Origin of the sequence: Streptomyces sp. NBC_01431, from assembly GCF_036231355.1 — a bacterium.
Lineage (GTDB): Bacteria > Actinomycetota > Actinomycetes > Streptomycetales > Streptomycetaceae > Streptomyces.
On the sequence record NZ_CP109497.1, the window covers coordinates 671,466 to 691,872 of the forward strand.

General features: G+C 70.8%; 18 protein-coding genes. 1 reads left to right on the forward strand and 17 read right to left on the reverse strand.

Going from position 1 to position 20,407, the window contains the following annotated elements; all coding sequences use genetic code 11:
- Positions 1-34: 34 nt before the first annotated feature.
- From OG522_RS40480 to OG522_RS40510, 7 genes are all read right to left on the reverse strand, one after another.
- Positions 35-919 (reverse strand): hypothetical protein, encoded by an 885-nt coding sequence (locus tag OG522_RS40480; RefSeq protein ID WP_329468513.1) that lies wholly within the window; start codon positions 917-919, stop codon positions 35-37.
- Positions 916-1,827 carry a type II secretion system F family protein gene (locus OG522_RS40485; protein WP_329468514.1) on the reverse strand — a complete coding sequence of 304 codons (912 nt, stop codon included), beginning with the start codon at positions 1,825-1,827 and terminating at the stop codon, positions 916-918. The genes OG522_RS40480 and OG522_RS40485 overlap by 4 nt, the downstream gene beginning before the upstream one ends.
- Positions 1,824-3,194: a CpaF family protein gene (locus OG522_RS40490; protein WP_329468515.1), complete on the reverse strand. Its 1,371-nt coding sequence runs from the start codon at positions 3,192-3,194 to the stop codon at positions 1,824-1,826. Before OG522_RS40490 ends, OG522_RS40485 begins: the two co-directional genes overlap by 4 nt.
- Positions 3,195-3,294: 100 nt before the next feature.
- Positions 3,295-4,140: a hypothetical protein gene (locus tag OG522_RS40495; protein ID WP_329468518.1), complete on the reverse strand. Its 846-nt coding sequence runs from the start codon at positions 4,138-4,140 to the stop codon at positions 3,295-3,297.
- Positions 4,140-4,847, reverse strand: a complete 708-nt coding sequence (locus OG522_RS40500) for an SAF domain-containing protein (RefSeq protein WP_329468519.1) — start codon at positions 4,845-4,847, stop codon at positions 4,140-4,142. The genes OG522_RS40495 and OG522_RS40500 overlap by 1 nt, the downstream gene beginning before the upstream one ends.
- A gap of 25 nt (positions 4,848-4,872) precedes the next feature.
- Positions 4,873-5,502, reverse strand: coding sequence for an ATP/GTP-binding protein (locus OG522_RS40505; protein WP_329468520.1), 630 nt, complete (start codon positions 5,500-5,502; stop codon positions 4,873-4,875).
- Between the two features lie 224 nt (positions 5,503-5,726).
- Positions 5,727-6,308: a hypothetical protein gene (locus OG522_RS40510; protein ID WP_329468521.1), complete on the reverse strand. Its 582-nt coding sequence runs from the start codon at positions 6,306-6,308 to the stop codon at positions 5,727-5,729.
- Between the two features lie 465 nt (positions 6,309-6,773).
- Between OG522_RS40510 and OG522_RS40515 the strand changes: the two genes are divergently transcribed.
- A complete protein-coding gene (locus OG522_RS40515; RefSeq protein WP_329468522.1) occupies positions 6,774-7,019 on the forward strand; it encodes a hypothetical protein in 246 nt (81 codons plus the stop codon).
- 51 nt (positions 7,020-7,070) lie between these two features.
- Here the strand turns inward: OG522_RS40515 and OG522_RS40520 are convergent, their stop codons facing one another.
- The 10 genes from OG522_RS40520 to OG522_RS40565 are packed head-to-tail and all read right to left on the reverse strand — an operon-like array spanning position 7,071 to position 19,931.
- The gene (locus OG522_RS40520) at positions 7,071-7,988 is read right to left on the reverse strand and encodes a replication-relaxation family protein (RefSeq protein WP_329468659.1); all 918 of its coding nucleotides are present in this window, start codon (positions 7,986-7,988) and stop codon (positions 7,071-7,073) included.
- A gap of 5 nt (positions 7,989-7,993) precedes the next feature.
- Positions 7,994-10,630 (reverse strand): ATP/GTP-binding protein, encoded by a 2,637-nt coding sequence (locus OG522_RS40525; RefSeq protein ID WP_329468523.1) that lies wholly within the window; start codon positions 10,628-10,630, stop codon positions 7,994-7,996.
- Positions 10,606-11,277 (reverse strand): hypothetical protein, encoded by a 672-nt coding sequence (locus OG522_RS40530; RefSeq protein ID WP_329468525.1) that lies wholly within the window; start codon positions 11,275-11,277, stop codon positions 10,606-10,608. Before OG522_RS40530 ends, OG522_RS40525 begins: the two co-directional genes overlap by 25 nt.
- Positions 11,274-12,440 (reverse strand): C40 family peptidase, encoded by a 1,167-nt coding sequence (locus OG522_RS40535; protein WP_329468526.1) that lies wholly within the window; start codon positions 12,438-12,440, stop codon positions 11,274-11,276. The genes OG522_RS40530 and OG522_RS40535 overlap by 4 nt, the downstream gene beginning before the upstream one ends.
- Complete coding sequence (locus OG522_RS40540; RefSeq protein WP_329468527.1) at positions 12,437-15,067, reverse strand: hypothetical protein; 2,631 nt, start codon at positions 15,065-15,067, stop codon at positions 12,437-12,439. Before OG522_RS40540 ends, OG522_RS40535 begins: the two co-directional genes overlap by 4 nt.
- Positions 15,067-15,429, reverse strand: coding sequence for a hypothetical protein (locus tag OG522_RS40545; RefSeq protein ID WP_329468528.1), 363 nt, complete (start codon positions 15,427-15,429; stop codon positions 15,067-15,069). The genes OG522_RS40540 and OG522_RS40545 overlap by 1 nt, the downstream gene beginning before the upstream one ends.
- Positions 15,426-18,110, reverse strand: a complete 2,685-nt coding sequence (locus tag OG522_RS40550) for an ATP-binding protein (protein ID WP_329468530.1) — start codon at positions 18,108-18,110, stop codon at positions 15,426-15,428. Before OG522_RS40550 ends, OG522_RS40545 begins: the two co-directional genes overlap by 4 nt.
- Positions 18,107-18,673, reverse strand: a complete 567-nt coding sequence (locus OG522_RS40555) for a hypothetical protein (RefSeq protein ID WP_329468532.1) — start codon at positions 18,671-18,673, stop codon at positions 18,107-18,109. The genes OG522_RS40550 and OG522_RS40555 overlap by 4 nt, the downstream gene beginning before the upstream one ends.
- A complete protein-coding gene (locus OG522_RS40560; RefSeq protein ID WP_329468534.1) occupies positions 18,670-19,002 on the reverse strand; it encodes a hypothetical protein in 333 nt (110 codons plus the stop codon). Before OG522_RS40560 ends, OG522_RS40555 begins: the two co-directional genes overlap by 4 nt.
- Positions 18,999-19,931, reverse strand: coding sequence for a conjugal transfer protein (locus OG522_RS40565; RefSeq protein WP_329468535.1), 933 nt, complete (start codon positions 19,929-19,931; stop codon positions 18,999-19,001). The genes OG522_RS40560 and OG522_RS40565 overlap by 4 nt, the downstream gene beginning before the upstream one ends.
- Positions 19,932-20,407: the final 476 nt, after the last annotated feature.

The following is a 20,407-nucleotide window of genomic DNA, read 5'->3' on the forward strand; positions in this document are numbered from 1 at the left end:
CGGGGGATCGGCGGGGTGTGAGGTGGCTCTGTCGTCAGGACAGCGCGAACAGTTTCAGCACCACGGGGAAGCCGAGCAGGCACATGATGAGGACACACATCACGGCGCCGGGGATGTGCATCTTCTCGCTGTCGGCGTTCGCCCTGGCCACGGCGGTGGACAGCTGCTCATCGCGGGTGCTCTTGGCGCGGGCCCGGACGGGTGCGTAGATGGAGGCGCCGTCCTGGCCGGACATCTGGGCGAAGTCCGCGACGTCCCGCAGCACAGGGATCCCCAGCTGGGTGCCGAGGTCTTCGAGTACCTGCCAGGGCGAAGTTTTCTCCATCCGGGCGCGCAGCAGGGCTTCTTGCAGGCGCACGAACGACCAGCTGGAGCCGACCCGGGCGGCTTCTTCCAAGGCTTGGTCGACGGCGATGTTGGAGGCCAGGCGCAGGGCGACCAGTTCGAGGTAGACGGTGACGGCGTGGGTGAACTCTTCTCGGGCCCGGCCGGCATCGCGGCGCACCATGAGGTCGGGCACGAACCACAGCAGGACCGCGGCCAGTAAGCCGGCCACGGCGGGCACGAACAGGGGCAGCGTGATGTCGAGCAGGATCCAGGCTGCGCTCAGCACGGACGGCAGGACCAGCCCGACGAAGGCGAGCAGGCACTTGTTCAGCAGGAACTGTTCGACCGGCTGGTTCAGCAGATTCAGGTCGGCCCTGGGCAGCGGAGCCGGAATCCGGGCCACCAGCCACGCGCCCACCAGATTCTCGGCGCGCTGTTCGGGCAGGGCGGTCCCGGCCGTGGGGGCGGGCGGGCTGAGCCGTTTGAGGGCCGGGCCCAACTTCGGTGGCGCCGGGGCGAGTTCCCGCACCACCAGGGCCAGGCCCGCGCCGATCAGGCAGCCGAAGGCTGCCACGACCGCTGTTGTCGTCACGGGGCGACCTCCATCCGGGCGGGCGCCTTGACGGGGCTGCGCGCGTCCGGAACCAGGACCCGGGCGGTGCGGCCGCGATTGGCGTAACTGCGCGACCACACCAGCACGGCGACGAACGCCGCCGAGAGCAGTCCCAGGACCAGCTGGCCCAGCAGCGTCGTAAAGACGTCTGTGACCTGGGGGACGGTGAAGCCCAGCGGCACCAGGGCCAGGGTGATGAAGGTGAGTGTGCGCACGACGGTGCGTGCCTTCTCCCGCTCCGCCTCAATCTTCTGACGCGCACTCACCTCGTCCCGCAGGGACGCGGACATGTCCTGCATCGCCTGCGCGAGGCCGGGCCCGGGGTCGGTGACCGACAGCTTGAGTGCGGCACACACCTTGTCCGCGGTCGGGTCGTCCAGCGCGCGCCCGAAGTCCTCCACCGCCTCGCCGAGCGGCCACCCGGCATCCACCTTGTCGACCAGCTCCTCGATCTCCCCCTCCAGCGCCTGGGGAGCATGACGGCGGCTGGTCCTCAGCGCCTGCTCGATCGCCACACCCAGCCGCAGTACTTCCGCCAGGCGCTGCGTCCACTCGGCGAGCGCATCCCGCTTGGCCATCTGCTCCCGGGTCGCCGCCACCGGAGCCGTCAGCCACGGCACGCCCACCACCGCGGCGGCCGCGATCAACGCGACCACGAACACCCCGCTCACCAGCCACACCGCCACCCCCGCCACCAGCGCCCCGCCGAACAGGGCCCGGCGACGAGCCGCTTTACGGGCCACTGGACCCGACCGGGACTGCTGGCGCCAACCGTCCAAGAGCCCGGGCCCCTTGGGCACAGTTGTTCCGACCAGCCCGGCCACCAGGGCGACCAGACCGCTGCCGAGCAACGCCCCGGACAGCGCCCACCACCATCCGGTGATCATGCGCCCACCTCGTGCGGCCAGGCAGAAGGCTGCGCCACCAGGTTGGTGCGCAGGCCCGCGGCCTCCAGTTTCTGCCGGTTGCGTACCGACAGCGGGGCATAGGGCACCGCCCGCTGGTCCCACTCGCTGGCCGGCCGGTAGATCTCGTTGTAGGTCGGGCGGCCGTCCGGACCCACGGGCTTGACCTCCCAGATGTGAGAGACGAAACGCCGCTTGACGGGCCCGGATTCATCGACCGACAAGAACACCACGAAATGCAGACCGTTGGCGATCTGGCGGTAGGCCAGTTCCGGCGTGAAATTGGACTGCGCCAGCAGGTACAGCTCCGCGATGCGGTCGAAGACCGCCTCGGGCTCGGAGGCGTGGATGGTGCACATGTTGCCGGGCCGGTCCGACGTCATCGCCTGCATCATCGCGGTGATCTCCTCACCGCGGACCTCCCCGACCACCACCCGGGCCAGCGACATCCGCTTCGCGCTCTTCAGCAGGTCCAGCAGCGTGATCTCGCCCGCCGCCCGGCCGTCCACCCGCTCCCCGTTGGACGCTCTGGCCTCCATCGGCACCACATGCTGGTGATAGCCGTTCTTGTGGGTCCACAGCTCGAACGTCGTCTCCAAGGTGCCGAACCGCTCGCTCGCGGGAATCTCCCGCAACACCGCCCGCAGCATCGACGTCTTACCGGAGGACTGCTCCCCGGCGAAGATGATGTTGCGCCGCGCCCGGACACAGGCGCGCAGGAGGTCGGCCATCTGCTCATCGAGCGCACCCAGGCTGACCATCTTGGGCAGGTCAGCGTCCTTGAGGCGGTGGCGGCGGATCGCGACGTGCGTGAACTCGCCCGTGACCTGGGGGCCCAGGGCCTGGACCCGGGAGCCGTCCTTGAGGCGCAGCTCGACCTCCGGGCTGAACGTGGAAAACGTCCGCCCGCTCTGCCCACTGGCCCTGATCAAGTCCCGGACCAGCTCCTGCAGTTCCTCCTCGGAATCGGCGACCGGTGCGACCTGGACCGGCTCCGCGTCGTCGCTGTACTTGAGGAACACCCGGTGCGGGCCCTCGATCCAGATGTCCTCCACCAGGTCGTCGTCCAGGTAACGCTGCAGCCGCCCGGCCCGAAAACACATGTCGAAGACGAGCCCAGCCAACTCCCGCTCCTCGACCGGGGAATATCCGCCCCCGTGGGCGGTCGCGTCCAACCAGACCGCCACTTGCTCATCGATCAGAGCACGGCCACGCTGCTCCTCCACTTCTCCGACCAGCGACGGCTTGTTCTTCTTCTCCTTCAGCAGCTGCTCAACGACGATCCGCTTGATCTCCTGCGCCGCCCGGTAGTCGATCCGCACCTGGGGAACCGCCCCTTGGCCCACCATGCGCGGCAGGGTCGCGCCGGACGGCACGCCAGGCAGCGCAGATGCTCCGGTAGGGGCGGCCGGCGGACGCGGGGGATAGGGCTCTGCGTTGTAGACCGGTTCAGCGTGCACCGGGGCCTCCCATCATCCGCTGGTGCAAGGGCGAGGCGAGGCGGGCGCGCTGGGTGGCCACCCGCTGCCGGATCGGGGTCGAGGCGTCCAGGACGGCCCGCATCAGCTTGCTCTCCCGAAACCGCTTGCCCTCCGCGGCCCCGTCGGACAGCACGGCGGCCTCCTGCGGCCGAAACGGCAGACTCGCCACCACCGGCACCTGCAAGTGCTCCTCCACCTCCCGCGCCGCATACGGCCCCTCGGTAATCAGCAGCACCCCCAGGCGCCCCGAGCGCCGGCCCTCGCCGTCCAGCAGCGCGGTGAGCATCCTGACGCGGGCAGCGGCCATGTGCAGGCTGCGCAAGGTGCTGCGCATCACCAGCAGCACCAGGTCGGCACGCTGGGCCAGGACCCGGGCCGGGCCGAAGGCCCCGTTGCGGCCCAGGTCGAGCAGCACGTCATGACCGTGCTGCTCGATCCGGTCGATCCCGACGAACAGATCCGCGATCGCCCCCCATTCCGGTGCGAGCCCGGCTGCCTCGGCGGGGCTGGTCAGTCCGGGCAGCAGCATCCGGGTGGGGTCATCACGCCGGTCCTCGTCGGAAATCCGCACGAGCTGGGTCCAGAACGCGTCCTGCAGGCTGACACTGCGGCGGGAGGCGGCCAGATTGTGCAGGCCGCGGTCGGCCGTCAGCCGGCTCTGCAACGCCCCCGCCAGCACGGCGCCCCCGTCAGGGCAGCACTCGGCCAGCAGCACCCGCCGGCCGTGCTCCACCGGCCACATCCGCAGCAGGCCCAGTGCCGTTGACGTCACCCCGGGCGCCCCCGGCACCCCCACCAGAGCGATGACCGCCATCAGGAACCGGCCCCGCTCGCCGCCTTCACAGCCAGCGCAACCGTTCCGGCCGCGGCCTGAGCTGCCAGCCGCGGTCCGTCCGCCGACTTGACCGCTACGTCGATCACTTGCTGGCCCGTGCTGTCCTGCTTGGTGCCCACGCGGACGATCCGTGCATCCACGGTGGCCGGGCCGCTGTCCTGGCCCGGCTTGCCGTTCTTGCCCGGTGCTGTGGCTCCGCTGTCGCCGGTGAACACGACCTGGACTTGGTCCTCCGGCTTCAGCGGGGAGTCCGGCATCTGCCCCGGTTTCAGGTTCAGCCCGACCAGCTGCTCGTCGGGGTGCACCAGCGTGCGGCTGGTGATCTGCCCCGGCGCGAGCAGCGCACCGGGCAGCAGTTCGACAGCGGCGCGCTTGCCGACCACCTGCGCGCGCTGTCCCGTCCCGATCGCCTTGAGCGCGGGATCCAGCGCCACCGATGCCTCCGCGAGGTCCGCGTCCTGGATCACCGTGCCCGCTGCCACGTCCCGGGCCATGACCAGGACCGGGGTGCGCTGGCCGTTCTGCGTCCAGTACCAGTAGTTGCCCACCGCGCCTGCCGCGATCAGTGCCGCGGCCAGGGCGAGCACCCTCGGCCGACGGCGCCGGGCCTGCCACCGCAGGGACGGGGGGCCAGGCTGTGCCGGAATGGGACCCGCCGCTGAGGCGGGCGCTGCCGTCTTGCTCACGCTGTAACGCCTTTCGCTCTCACGCTCAGTTGCCGACGGCCTGGAGTTCCCCGACCCCGACCTGGGTCTGAGACTGGCGGACCTCGGGGAATTGGCCCGCGTCCACGGCGCCGGCCGTGACCGTCCAGTTGACCTGCCATGTCGCCGTGGCCGTCAGCGCGAACTTCTGGCCGGACTGTCCCGCCGACGACTTGGCGAAGGTGTGGCCGCACGTCGGTGACGGCTTCATGCCGGACGACGCCTGGTACACGGTGCCGGGGCCGTGGCAGGTCACCGACGTGCCGTCACCGAACTTCCAGATGATGGAGGCAACCTTGGCGGTCGCTGACACCGTCACCGCGCCCGCGGACGCGGTCGCCGTGTTCGGACCGAACGTGGTGGGGGACTGGTTCACCCACAACCACATCGGCACCCCCACCGCGTACGTGCCCGCAGCCTGCGGACTGGCGATGTCCGGCCCCACCAGCTTCATCGAATCGACCGCGCGGTGGGCCAGGACTTCGGGGTCAACCGGAGGCGCCGCAGGGCCGCCGTCCGGGATCCACGACACCCCGATCCGCATCGTGTCGGGGCAGTACACCTGATACACCGCACCCTTGTCGCCGGGCTTGTGCCCCTCCCAGCCCAGGTTCCCGGGCGGAGGCTGCGGGACCAACTTGTTATAGGTGCACGGCGGGGGAGTGCTGGTGGAGGCTCCTGACTTGGCTGCTGTTGGTTTCTGTCCGCTAGATCCGGGGCTGTCGATGTTGTCTCGGGCGCACACGCTGACCCATGCCTCCGAACCCTGGCATCCTGGGTCATTTCCTACAGTCGGCCCGCCGTCGGCTTGCGCGACCGCCGTGGACATGGAGCTGGCTAGAAGGATCGCGGCTGTGGTTGTCAGCCGCCGCATGGCTGGCTGCCCTTCGTGGTGAAGTCCGTGATCATCCACCTGCCGCCATCCCACCGTTCGGCTTTCACCTGCGCGAGGTAGCGCATGGGCTGAGCGCTCGGAAGGGGGATGGGCTTGTTGGCCTTGGTATCCCATGTCTGCCAATTCGACAGGTCGACGCAGTCAGTCATTGCCGCAGTCGGAGTCTTGGCGCTGAGATCTAGGTTGGTCACGGTGACTTGGTGCCCCATGTCACCCCGGATCACCGTGCCTCGCTGCTTCATCTTGGCGAGGTCGATCCGTACCTTGCCCAAGGCATCAAGCGTCGCGTACTTCTCCAGGTCGGTGCCCGCAGCATCGGCCTTGCGGTAAGCCTTCATCTGCTCCACCCACATCGCGTTGTACGACGCGAGGACGGCCGCCTTCTCGGTGGCTTCCGGAGACGCGCTCTGCGGCGTCTGGGACGTTGCCGTCGACGGTGTGACAGCCGTGGTGGGGTCCTTGTCCGAACTCTTGTCGGCCTTGTTGTCGCTGCAGGCGCTCAGCAGGACTAAGGCGGCGACTGAGGCAGCTGCGGCTTGCCAGCGCATGGGCGTGGTGTGACGGTGACGTCGTGGTGCGAGGATCAACTGGTCCTCCCCGTATGGCGCGTTGGGTCTCGCTTGCCTGGTTCTGGAGCGTGAAGCCCGGAACACCCCTTGGTGTGGAAACGCAGTTACGCGTGAGGGGTGTCTTCCGGTTTTGCCGTAGAGGGGCACACTAGCGCCACGCTCCGTGAAGAAGCCATGCTGTTCTGGTAGCCGTGTGGCGCAGTTCGGTACGTTTTGGTCGTAACTTCGGCACTGGTCAGTCGGGGTGCAGTCGATCGGCGGGGCCGGAAATCTCCGCTCTGACGCCAATAAAAGGGGTGACTGTCCGTACAGGTGATGGCATATGCGGAATCCAGACCGCTGTCTCAACTGCCACTTCTGTGGCAGGAGTTGCATGGGTAGCGGAGCGGGTCGACAGAGCCCGTGGGACCTGTTGGGCAGCTGCGGGACGCAAGGGGGTGCGCGATGGAGCCGCTGGATGCGGGAGATCCAGCCAACATTGGCCCATACACGCCGCGGGCCCGGCTCGGCAGCGGTGGCAGGGGCACGGTCTACCTCGCTCACTCGCGCAGCGGTCGTACCATCGCCGTGAAGACGGTGCGCCCCGAACTGTCCGGCAACAGCGGCTTTCGCGAACGCTTCCGGCGGGAGGTCGAGGCGGCCCGCAGCATCCTGCGGTACGCGCCGATGCAGAAGCGCAGCAGCCTGTAGACGGGTGGCGCCGGCCAGCGCGGCAAGTAACTGCGCGCCTTCGGGGCTGGTTCACAGCTGGGTCCAGGAGCGGCGTTCGCCCTGCGCGCTGAGCGGGGTCCAGACGGGCCCGGTGGGGCCGTGTTGTTCGAGGTCGTCCAGGAGGGCGGCGCCGAGCGGCACCTTCCGGGCGAGTTGGGCGACGGCTGGGTGTTCGGCGGTCATGGCCTGGAGGTCTTCGATGCGGTGGGCGAGGGTGCGGGGGCCGGCGCCGGTGAGGATGAACAGGATGCGGGGGAAGACGGGGTACCAGCGCTGCCAGGCCGGCAACGTGTTCGCCTGGGCGGCGCGCCGCCCCGGTGTGCTGGGGGTGTAGGTGTGCAGGCGGGCGTAGTCGATGAGCTTGGTGGCCAGACGCTCACTGCTGGTGGTGGCACGGTCGACTTCGACCAGGGCGCGGAGCTTGGTGCGGCTGCCGTCACCGGCGTGCAGGACGTAGTACATCAGCGCGTCGGCGATGACGCGCTCGCTGTCTCCGAGTGAGTGGGCGACCTCGGGAGTCCAGTCGAGGTGGCCGTGTTCGTCGCCGCGGCGGCGCGCGTCACCGACGAAGGCGAGGTGGGCACGGACCACGGTCAGCACGTGCGGCGTTTTCATCGAGGCGGCCGAGGCTGAGGTGATCGGGTAGGGCGGTCGGCCGCGCAGCTGCGACCAGTCACGGGTGATGCGAGCCCCCTCCGGGGTGAGGAACCAAGCCCGCCTGCCGTTGGACTTGGGGAGCACAGTGAAGGCGACCAGTCCCTCCTTGTGCAGCCGGTTCAGTGGAATGGAGATGGTCTGCCGAGCGGCTTGGGGGCGCAGCAGGTCCTGGAGTTGCTGGTTGGTGGCCATGCGGTGCTGGGCCAGGGCGGCGAGCAGCTGGTGGGGGAGTGGTTCGACCGGGCTGGGCAGGAAGGCGGGCACAGCCCTCGTGCCGACGGGGAGCGGCAGGTCGGTCACCGGTACTCCTTGTTTGATTTGGTGAGCGGGACGGGGGCGGCGGGTGCGTGTTCGAGGAGGAAGGTCTGGACGCGCTGCTGCTGGGCGGCGGCACGGTCGGTGAGTTCGGACAGGGGCAGGGCACCGGCGGTGCGATCGGCGGCAGCTTCCAGGGCGGGGACGTTGCCGGACTCACGGAGATCCTCGAACACCACGTCGAGCAGGGGGCCGTGCAGGAGGACCGGGCCGATGCGGCGGCCGTCGACGGTGAACTGGGCGTAGTGGTCGTAGCGGTCGAGGTTGGCGACGTGAGCGGGGCTGGGCCGGTCGCCCCATTCCTCCGTGATGGCGGAGACCGCGGCCCGGGAGCCGGTGGTGGTGGACAGGGTGGAGGCGTTCTGGAGCAGCGACTGGCGTACGGAGAGGGGGAGTCGGGCCAGGATCTGGGTCATGCCGTGAATGTGGACGCGGAACTTGCGCAGGTCTTCGAACATCGCGGCGATGGACTCGGCGGCGGTTCCGGTCAGGGTGATGAGCTCGTCCAGGTAGACACGGAACGCGACGCGTTGGTGTTCGGGAAGGTCGGTGCGGGAGCGGCCGGCACGGAGCAGGTCCCGGGCGAGCAGGGCGATGAGGAGTTTGTCGGTGGGGCCGTTGCCGTCCGTGCACACCCACACGATCATCTGGGCGTCCATGGCGGCGCGGATGTTGTAGACGCCGTGGCCCTGGCCGAGGAAGGCCCGGGTGACGGGGTTGGCGGCGAGCCGGGTGAGCGGGTTGAGGAGGATGTTGAAGGAGTCGGTGGGCAGGGTGGGGAAGACGGTCTGCCACCAGGCCCGTGACTCCTCGTCCAGGTGGTCGTGGAGGGCGCCCAGGGCGCGGGTTCGGAAGTCGGTGTCGGTGAGCAGGGCGCGGACGTGGAAGATGGTGGCCTGGTCGTGGGGGCGCTGGGCGCGGCAGGCCAGCTCGTTGATTGCGGTCAGGATGGTGAGGGCTTGGGTGAAGATGGCGATCGCGCGGGGCGCGTTGGTGTCGTCCCAGGCGAAAGCGGAGGCGAAGGCGTCGACGGTGTCCTCGACGACTTCGTGCCGGGCCCGCCCGTGGTGCATGCCGATCAGATTCCAGGAGCTGATCAGTGAGTCGGGGCCGGTGGCTTTGAGGTCGATTCGTGCGATGCGGCTCATGATGTGGTCGTGGGCGAGGTAGGGGGCGCCGCGTTTCCAGGAGTCGCGGTGCGGGTCGACGAAGAGGAGTCCGCTGCCGGCGTGCGCGAGCGCGATTGCCTGGGCCAGGGCCCGTTCGGTCTTGCCGCCGCCCGCCTTGCCCACGGCGACCTCGAAGAGGGTCTCGGCTGCGTGGGTGGCCACCAGGCGGCGCCGTCCGTCCGGGCTCTGGTACCAGCCCTGCAGCAGCAGGGACGGATCGTTGAAGGCGAAGGACGGCAGGTCGGCGGGAAGTAGCGGGATCCGGCAGTGGACGGTGGGCGGCTTCAGGAGGCCTAGGAGCTCGGTCAGCTGGACCCAGTTGGCGCTGGGCGGCTGGCACTGCCCGGTGCTCCAGCGCCGGTCGAATCGTTTGCGGTGGGGGAAGCGGTCGGCTCCCAGCCGCCACGGCCCGATCTGCCATCCTCTTATGGCGAACCGGGCGGAGCCGCCGAACACGTCCATGGCGGCCTGGATCCGGGCGAGATGAGCCTCGGCGCGGCCCGTGGTGTCGGAGGCGCAGCGCACCAGGATCTGCACCCGCACCAGGTGGCTGTCCTCGGCGAGCTTGCCGAAGGCCTTGGCGGTGTCCACCCGGACCGGCGGCGGCGTCATGACCATGCGCCCGCCCTCCCGGGACCGGCGGCCGTCCGGGGTGAGTATCTGGCTGAACTGGAACAGCCAGGAGTCCTCCAGGCGCTGGTGATCCCGGTGCATCCAGCGGGTCAGCCGGGTGGCCTCGCCCCGCTCGCTGCGCCGGGCGGCGTCCAGCAGCTGCCACCGGCGGGCCTTGAGCACCATTTTGGGGGCGCGTTGCAGGTCGATGCAGAGCTCGGCCAGGTCGCGGAGGTGGGCGCGCAGGTCGGCGACGGCGTCCACGAGCGGTTGCAGGGGGTCCGGGTCGAGGGGGACGTCGCGCAGGGTGGCGACCGGGTTGCCGCGCAGGATGAACTCCGCCCGCACTTCGTGCTTGCGCTGCTTGTCCGCCAGCGGGGCGGCCTTGGTCACCTTGACGTGCGGGCCGAACGGCGTGGTGGACAGCAGCCGTTCGGCACCGGCCGGCCCCTCGACCCGGTACAGGAGGGGGCTGGCGCCGTCGGCGCGCAGCCGGATCCGCACCGCCTTGGCGCGCCGTGGCACCCACCACGGCATGGAGGTGGAGGCCCGGGTCAGCTCGATGCCCCGGCGCAGGATCTCCTCAGCAGAGGGGTCGAAGTGCCGTGCCGGGGCCAGGTCGAGAGCCATGCGCTCCTGGGAGGCGCGCGTGGCCAGGCGGCGTACGACATGTTCGCCGGCCACGGCGGCGGTCACCAGGACCAGGAGCAGTAGCCAGGCATGGTCGGTGATCCACTCGACACAGTCGACGAGCTGCTGGAGAGTGCCAAGGACGGGGCCCGCAGCAGTCGGCGTCGGTGTCGGCGGTGGGGTCAGGACAGCGGCATGGGCATCCATACGGTCGCTCCGTTCGGTGCTGGACTGCGGGTGAAGGACAGGTCGGCCAGGCGTCCGTCGGTGTAGGTGCCGCCGCGGTCGGCTCCCGCCCACACCAGGTGCACCACCGCCCGGTCCGGGTGGGCGGGGTCGGTGCGGGCGATGGCGGCCTGGACACGGATGCGGGTGAAGGCCGGCACCACCACACTCCGTTCGCCGGGCGGGAACAGGGCCGGGAACGCATCGCGGCCCACGCCCGTCGCATCGGCTGCCAGGAGCCGGCGTCCGCTCGCCAAGAGCTGCTGCTCGTCGTCCTGGGGCAGATCGCGGGGCCATGACTGGTCCAGGAGTTGCTGGATGGCCGGGTCACTGGCCGGGCCGTCGCCGAGTGGGGGGACGGCGGACAGCGCGGTGGGGCTCGCGGAGGGGGAGGCCGCGCGGGACGGGGCAGCGGAGGATGTGATGAGCGGGCCCGTGCGGTGTGACTCCGCTGGATGCCGGGGCGTCACGGTCGGCGAGGACTGCGTGCGGGTGGCTGTCGTGACGGGGACTGGTGGATGAGGAGAAGGCAGCAGCAGGGCCAGACCGCCGCAGGCCAGCAGCGCGGTGGACAGGGCGAGCGGCCAGACGGGACGCCGCTTGTGAGGCTGCGGGTGTGGGGAGTTCACAGCAGCCTGGCCCCTCCCGCGAAACCCGACATGGCATCGACGGCGTCCAGTCGCACCGAAGCTCCGGGACGGGGGGCGTTGACCATCTGTCCGTTCCCCGCGTAAATCCCGACGTGGTAGATCGTCGAGTCCCGGCCCGGGGCGTAGGCGTAGAACACCAAGTCGCCCGGTGCCAGCGCGCTTTGTCCCTGCGAGGCGGGGATACGTCGACCGGCTCCGGCCTGCTCGGCCGCGGTTCGTGGCAGCCGGATGCCGGCCTTGGCGTACGCGTACAGGGTCAGGCCCGAGCAGTCGAAGCCCGTGATGCTGGCTCCCGATTTGCCGCTGGGTGAGCAGCAGATCCCGGTGGTGGGGCCCGACGTGTCGCCGCCGCCCCACGAGTAGGGGACGCCCCGTTGGGACAGGGCCGCATCGAGGACGGTGCGCGCGGTTCCGGCGACATGGCTCAGGTCGACGCTGCTCTTGGTGGCGGCCCGGTATTGGTGGATCGAGCCGAGGACTTCGTCGGCGTAGGTGCCGGAGTGGTTGTACTGCAGGATCGCCGAGCGGAGCTGGGCCGGATCCTTCAGGTCGCGTCCGTTGCCGCACAGGTAGACGGCCGCGCCGAGCGCTGCGTCGTCCGCGTTGTGCGGGTCTTTGACGCCGTCGCCGTTCGCGTCGCGGCCCGCGCTGTCATCCCAGGTGGAGGGCAGGAACTGGAAGGGTCCGACGGCTCGTTCGCCCTGCGCGGTGCCGTCCCACCGTCCGTGGTCGCTGTCGGCGACGGTGGTGGTGTTGCCGCCGGCCCCGGAGCCGTTGAGGAGCACGCCGTAGATGCGCGGGGTGATGTCGCCGTTGGCGGCGATGCTGTGCCCGGCGGCATGGTTGGACTCGATCTTGGCGATGCCGGCGAGGACCGGCCAGTCCAGGCTCCGGCAGCCCGGCACTTCGTGCCCGATGAGGGATGCGGCCTTCTGGTAGGCCTGCAGCATCCGGGGCGGGATGTCGGCGATGGTGCCGTCTCCTTTGTCGTTGCTGGTGGTGGAGCGCGTGGCGGCGAGCGCTGCCAGCGCGTTGAGCGTCCCGGCGAGCGGGGCGGCGCAGCACACCGCCGTGAACAGCACGAGCGTGAGCAGCACGGCCCACTTGGCCCGCCGGGGGCGGGGCAGGGAGGGGAGCCTCATCCGCTGTCACCGCCCGCGTCCGGGTCGCCGTAGCGGTCGCGCATCTCGTCCCGGATGCGGCGGCGCGCCTCGGGCGGATCCCCGGCCCCGAGCCGGTCGATGATCCGGCGCCGCAGTGCCGCGGGATCCGGGGCAGCCGCAGGACGTGGTGCAGGAGGAGGAGTCGGCGTGGCCGGGGGAGCTGCTGGACGGGGTGGCGGCGTGGCTGGGGGGACCGGGGGAGCAGCGGGTGCGCCGGGAGCGGGGAGGCCGCTGCGGGGGGTCGCCGAGCGCAGGGTCCGGCCGGTGAAGGGAGCGGGTGCGCCCCGGTCACCGGGCTGTTCGCGCAGCCGCTGGGCGGCGGTGCTGCCGGCATGAGCCCAGGCCCGGCCGTCCTCCCGGACGGTGTTGCCCCAGACCCTCACCTGCTGGCGGGTGTCCTGGGTGTAACGCGAGCCATGTTCGCGGCCGCGCCGGATGTTCTCCGGCAGGCCCCAGCTGGAGCCGTACGCGATCCGTCCCGTGCGATGCAGGATCCGGTAGCCGCGCAGCCGCACGAGACGGTTGTGGGCCCGGGTGGACAGCAGGGTCCGGTCCTGGTGCTGGTCATGCAGCACGGTTCCCGACTCCCCGTCGGCGATGATTCCGTCCGGATCCCGGTAGCGGTCTGCGGCCCCACGGCGACGCGTCAGACCCCCTGCACCCACCTCCCCTTCTGCTTCAGCGCTGTCTGCATCGGTGGTGGGCTTGCGCCACCGTTCCAGTGCTTGGTCGTCCGGGCGGCGGCCCACCACCAGCCCCCAGGCACCGCGCGCGCTGAGCCGAAGGCCGGTGGCGGCCAGCGCGAGCGGTGCAAGGCCGCGGGAGGCCTCGGCCCCCGCATCGGCCAGCAGCCGGCCGGAGTCGACGGGCATGCCCGTCCCGTCCACCAGCGAGGCCAGGGAGGCCATCAGCCGGTGCCGGGTGCCGAGTTGGCCATAGGAACCCGACAGCGCCAAGGAGCGCAACCCGCCGATGCCGAACCCCGCTCCTCCTGTGGAGTGCACGGCCAGGGCGGCGCCGATCTCCGACGTGTCGCCGGGCAGGTGCGTGCCGCCGACCTTCGCGTAGCGCATCCGGATGGCCAGACGCTGCCCGAAGGAGGAGATCCCCCGCATGAGAGCACGGTGGAAGGCCAGCCCGACGATGCCCAGGACGTCCAGGACCAGCAGGCGTTCGGCCGGCAGCTCGGGCCCGTCGGTGAACACCACGTCCACGCCGATGCCGTAGAACGGCAGGAACATGCAGCACAGGAACAGGACCGCGACCGACATGACGAAGACCGCGGCCCACTTCCACACCACCTGCCGGCTGGGGCCGGGCAGCATCCCCCACACGAAGGAGACGCCGCCGACCGCAGCTGCTCCGGCGTCGGCGGCCTGGGTGCCGAGCAGGACCACCGACGCGGACAGCGGGATCGCACAGATCAGCAGCGACGCGATGAACAGCATGAGCGCGCCCGCGGTGCGCCAGCCGGTCGGCTGGGAGGCGTACTCGGCGCAGGCCTTGCCGACCGGACCCCCGTTGTCCTTGAGGTCCTTGAGGAACGCGGCGAACTGCTGGTCTTCCTCCGTCAGTACCGGCTGGGCAGCCTGCAGCAGGGCATCGCCGGTGGTCAGCGAGGGCAACTGGTCGGCGTCGGGGCCCTTGACCTGCCCGGTGGCCCCCTGTTCGCAGTACTGCCGGGCGACTCCTCGGATCAGATTGCAGGCGTCTTTGTTCTTCTTGGGCTGGTTCTCGGGCTTGTAGCCGCCGGAGACCCATTTGAGGTGGAGGGTGTAGGCCTTCTGGTCGGCGTCCTTGGCGGGGTCCAGGACGCGGCCGTACTCCAGCAGCATGTAGCCCTTGACGACCAGGGCGTTGGTGAGGGAGTCCTGGATCGGGCGGGCCACCTCGGACGCGGAGAGCGGTTTGGCTCCTTCGATCTGGAGGCACTTGAGCTCGGCGCGGCCGGCCATGCCTTTGCACGGCCCCTGATCGCTGGCGATCTTGCCGCCCCAGTAGTGGGAGTTGACTGTGTCGCGGGCGACTTCGGCGGCGGCCTGCTCGGTCTGGGCGAGCGGCCCGTTCTGCGTGAGCAGGTAGTCGGGGCGGACGAACGCGGACGCGGCGAGCGCGCCGATCACCAGGGTAAGGAAGATCTCGCCCAGGCCCTTGCCTGCCTTGCCGCGCACGAACAGGATCAGCCCGAACACGAACGCCCAGGCCAGCAGCAGTCCCTTCAGACCGAGGCTGTCGACGACGGCATGGTTGTAGGCGTCGGCGGCCTTCTGCGCCGGGTCGGCCAGCATCTTGAGCAGCGGGAACCTGAAGGCGAACTCGATCGCCCAGCACGCCAGGCCGACCACCAGGCGCAGCAGGGTGAACAGACCGGACATGATGAAGGCGTACGCGTTGGACTTGAAGGAGAAGACGCTGCCGCCCTCGGCCGACAGCTCGTAGCCGTCGATGGGCACGCCCTCGGAGCTGGTGATGTTGAGCGGGGAGAGCAGGCCGCTGCCGCTGCTCTGCGCCGCGTGTGCGACCTGGGCGTTGACGAGCAGGAACACCACGGTGAGGAACACGGTGGAGCCGATGGCCCGCAGTCGGCCGCGATCCAGGTGCCGCATCAGCGCCTCCGCCGGCCGCTGGAGCACACCGCGTACACGAGGACCAGACCGACGGCGGGTACCGCCAGCCGCCAGGCGTCCGCCGCGCCCGTCCCGCCCTGCTGCGCACCGGAGGGAGCGGGGGCGTGGGTGCAGGAGTCCTGGGCCGGTCCGGTGATCAGGGCACACGGATCGGCAGGCGCCGCCGTGGGCGGGACGGGGTGCGGGCTGGCCGCGAACGCCGAACCGATCTGGGGCCACCAGGCATCGGGGACGCCCACCGTGGCGAACACCGTGAGGGCGGCTGCCAGAACGGTCAGGACCGCGAGCGTGCCGACGGCCTGGGGCCGGCGCCGGGAACGGTCCCATGCGCTGCTGGTCATCCCACCTGCTCCTTCGCCGTGCCGGACGCGGTGAGGCCTGTGGTGGTGGGCGTGGGGTGCTGGCCGGGGGTGGTGGTGATGCCGGACTGGATGCGGTGCAGGCGGGGGATGGCGACCTTGACGCGGCAGGTGTTCAGGCGCGGCGCGGTCAGCAGCATTTCGCCCTTGCGGCTCTTGTCGCGGAGGGGGGAGAGATCGGTGGTGACGATCCGCAGCAGCGCGGGATCAGCGCTGTCGAGTCCGATGAACTCCAGGCCACGGCGGGCGGTCTTGTGATCCTGGGTGCGGGACAGCGCGCGGTAGGCGAACAGGCCGCGGTCCGGGCCGAGTTCCTTCTCGTCCTGGGCGCCGGCGAACAGCCCTCCGTTGTGCTTGCGGCCGTCGTGGAGGATCTCGCTGATCAGCGCGGTGCCCTCGGCGGAGCCGGTCAGCCACCACAATTCGTCCGCCACGATGGCGCAGAATCGGCTCGGGTCGGCGAAGGCGGTCTGCCGGGCGAGCGCCGCGATCAGATACAGCACCGCCCGGCCGATCAACGCCTCCAAGGGCTGCTGGCGCAGCACCTCGGGGTGGGCGAAGGCCTCCTGGGGCGGCAGGGTGAGCCCGGCGGTGGTGATCACGATGAGGTCCGAGTCCAGGTCCTGCTCCAGGCGGACCGGAGGCAGCTTCGGGTCGAACACCATCTGCGCGAGCGGGTTGGAGGAGACGATCCGCATCAGGTCCACCAACGTGGCAGCGGCCTCCTGACGCGCCCCCGCACCACCGCCTGCCATCATCTGGAGTTCGGCCATCACATGGTGCATGGACGGGGCGGCACTCTGCGCGGCCTGTTCCACGGCCCGGTGCAGGACCCCGCCGGCGGCGGTCATCGGCCCGATGCCGAGCTGTAGGGTGAGATAGCTGAGCGCATAGTGCGTGCCCTGAGTAGTGCCGGGGAACATGCGCAGCGGGTCGATGGAGATCCCGGCCGCGGCGGCATCGATGATCTGGCAGCGGCCCGGGGCGGCGGCGCGGGCGAAGGTTGCCCACTCGCGCAGCGGGGTGCGGTCGATACAGATCGCCCGCCCGCCCCGGTCCACGGTGGATTGGGTGAGCAGTTTCAGCAGCACGCTCTTGCCGCCGCCGGGATCCCCACTGACGGCGAACGACGCGGAGGCGTCCGTTTTGGGGGCATCCGCGATGTTCAACAAGACCGGCCGGGTGGTGCCGGTGTCCTGGTCGAACCCGAGCAGCATCCCGTCCGGGTCGCCCGCCTCGGTGACCGTCAGCGCGCCGCTCATCGCCCAGTCGTCGGAGACCTGGTGCTGCACGAACTCGCGGACCGTGTGCGGCCGCACCGTGCCGGGCAGACCGAGCGTGAAGAGGGCTTCCTGGAGGCCGGCCGGGCGCACTGCCCGGTAGTCCGCCCCGGCCAGCAGCGCGGTGAGCGCCCGGGCGCGGGCGTCGCAGTCGGCCGCACGGGCCGCCCAGACGCTGAGCACCGTGACGGACTGGACCTCGACCTCGACGGAGGTGCGCGACAGGCGGGCGTCGAGCTCGCCGAGATCCCGGGCGGCATCCAGCAGGGTGGAGGGCATGCCGGTGGGGCGGGCGTCGTACTGGTCGGCCTGGTCGACGAGCTCGTTCTTCTTCCGCTGCACCTGCGCCTTGGCTTTCTCGGCCGGCACCAGGGTCAGGTCCACGACGTAGTCGACGGGAAACGCCAGCCCTTCCAACTGAGCGAAGAGATCGGCTGCGTCGGCGCCGACGGCCGGAGGGCACTCGGCGAGCGCCAGGTGTGCCTGGTATCCGCAGCCGTCCTCCGTCTCCACCTGCAGCCAGCGCCGCAGCAGCGGGGAGGACGTGCCGCGCCGCCACCACGGCCCGCGCCGCCCACCACCAACATCCCGGTCGTCGTCCTCGTCGTCGACACTGCCGCTCTCGACCTCTTCCATGCCGCCTTCCAGCAGGCGGACTTGACCGAGATCGGCGTAGCTCGGCGAGCGCAGCTCACCCTCCTGCACACGGCCGCCGTACAGGGCGCTGGACTCCGCCTCGGCCAGCAACGGCTCCGCCAGCCCGCGGCGCAGCGCGTGCTGGAGCATCCACACGACCTCGGCCGGGCGGGCCGGGCGGAACGCCACCGCCCCCGCCAGCTGCGCCTCGACCTGTTCGGCCTTGCGCCGGTAGGCGCTCACCTCACGGCGGGTGACCGGGGCCGGGGCCAGACCGAGTTGAGAGGAGAGATCCGCCCACACCGCCCCGACGCCGGCCGACCACGTGAGCGGCCCCTTCTCGGTGTTAAGCGGCACCGCCAGCCACAGCGTGCGCCGGTGCATCTCCTGGCCTGCCAGCAGGTCCAGCGCAGCCTCGGCGGTCTCCGCCCAAGGATGCTGGCCGGAATGTTGGGCGGCGCTGCCCGCCTTCGGGTCGACCCCCTCCAGCATCCGCAAGGCGATCTCGCCCGCATCGACCTGGGCGCACAGCCCGTACAGCCGCGGCGCCCCGGACAGAGAGCGCACCAAATGCGCGGCCTTGGCCAGCAATTCCTCGCGCACCCGCGTCGGCACGTAAGTCCCCTGGACCGTCTCGGCGAGTGCTCCCTGAGCGTCGGGCCCAGGATGCAGGCGGTAGATGGCCCACACCCCGCCCTGGGCCGACCACAGGAGATGCCCGGCGAGATGACGGATCGGCACCCTCACGACGAACCCCCCTGATTTCGGCGCGCGGTGGCCTGGGCCATCAGGCGCTGTGCCGGTGAGGACACCCGCACGCGTGCTGCCTCCGGACGGCCAGTGGCCGGCCGCAGCTGCGGGCGCCGCGGGCGTCCCAACGCGGAGCCAAACGGCGGCGTCCGGGGAATCCGTACGGCCTGACGGTCGGCCAGGTCCTCGATGACGAAGCCCCCGCGCAGCGGACGCGGTGCGCGATCCCGCGCCGTGCGGCCGCCAATCCGTCCGGCGGCGGGCTGCGTCAGCAGAGTCAGCCAGCCGACCGCCGCGGGCAGCGGCGCCCGCCCGCCGAACTTCGGGCGGCGCACCACCCAGATCGCCACCACCCACGCGGCCAGCGGGAGCGGACCCAGCCAGGACCACAACGTCACCGTCTCGACCAGCAGCAGTCCGCCGCCGGCCGCGACCGCGATCTGCGCGGGTGTGTACGGGCCGAGCGGAATCTTGAAATCTGCGACCTTCCCCAGCACCCACGGGTGGCGGCGGGCCGCCGTATAGAAGCGCCCCACGCGGGGAGCAGCGCTCGCGCTCACAATTCGACCCCCGCCGCAGAGGACGTCGCATCCAGCGGATGCACGGGCACCACCACGGCGGGCGCCGACTTCTTGGTGGGGTTCTTGACCTGGTCCGTGAAGATCGCCGCAAGGTCGTCGCGCGACTGATAGATCCCCAGCGCGATCGCCATCAGCAGCAGCGCCCCGATACCCGCCTTGATGGAGAACCGCTGCACCATGTAGACGACGACGATCACGATCAGGGCAGCCTTCAGCCCGCGGGTGCCCCACGTGGTGAACATGTCGATCCACGAGTTGCCGAGATCGTCCAACTTCCCGGCCAGCACCACCGAGTGCACGGTGTTCACGACCGGCCACCCCCGCCCGCGGTCGAAGCGGTGGCGAAGGCAGAGACTTCCCAGCGACCGGCCCGCGCGGTGAGCGTCATCTCGTAGGCCAGCGGCCACGCCCCAGCCTTGTCCAGGGCCTTGATCTGGACCCGCACCCGCGCGGTCGTGCCGTCCGCCGGGACCGCCTCGGCGGCCGCCGCCTCCTCGATGGCGCTCGCCTGCTCGACCTGGAGGTCGGTGTACGACGTCCCGGACAGGGCGGCGAGCTTCACTCCCGGGGCCAGATAGCGGTCCACCTCGCCGAGCCCGGTGAGATAGGTCCGCAGGAACTCGGCGACCGTGGAGGCGAGGAGTCCCTTCGCGGGCACGCTCACCCCGTACGCCGACTCCGGCGCCTTCGCCGACGCGGGGCCGGCCACCTGACCGGGCGCCCCCGTGACCGTGAACGAGCCCCCCGCCGCGTCGGCCACGACCGGCACCGCGAAGTAGCGCACCGAGAAGTCGGCATACTGCGCAGCCACCGTCACCGACCACTGCCCGCCCTCGTGCTGCGCACTGCGCACCACCACCGCGCGCTCCAACACCGACTGCGCACCCGCCTGCTGCGGCAGCGCAACGGAAGGCGCCAACGCCTGGGCGAGCCGCGCCTGCGCACTGCTCTCATCCGAGGAGGTACTGCGCAGCCAAGCCGCCAGGAAGAGCTCGGCATACCCGGACGGGTCGGCGGCCGCCGTAGTGCGCACCGTGCCGGTCGACGGCGCCGGGGCAGCCACCGCCTTCGCCGCCGGCGACGGCATGGCCGCCACGGCCAGGGCGAGGGGCCCGCACGCGAGCGCGGCCCACACCGCCCAGCGGCCGAGCCGGACCTGACGGCGCATCCGGGCAAGGCCCACCCCCGCAGCCATCGGCGGCGCTTCGCCGCCCGAGGACCCAGTCGCAGGAGACATGTGAAACTCCCAGGTAGAAGCGATGTGTTGCTACCTGGACGAAACCCGTCAGCCCCGACCGATTCGCCGACCGATCAGCCCCCTCCACGATCACGAAGCGGCCACAAAACCATGGAGGGGGCGGTGGAGGGACCCCTCCACCGCCCCCTCCACGGCAACTGCCCCTTCCAGAGCCGCCCCCAAGTTCGCTGGCCGCTCACAGTGCGGCGCCCAGGACAGATCAACGGTGCGCACTCCCTACATCGACGGGCGATGCGCACGCGGCCTGGCCCGGTGCACAGAAGCCGACTGCGCACGGCGACCAGACCCGACGACACCATGCGCAGCCCCCGAAGCGGAGCGAAGGAACGCCGAACGCCAGGCTGGATGGACTGCGCACTGCGCAAGGCGGTTCGGCAACGTCCAGCTGGCTTCGCTCGGCTGCCCCAAGCCTTGGAGAACTTGGCGTTGGGGTTTATGCCGGTCACGGTCGTCGA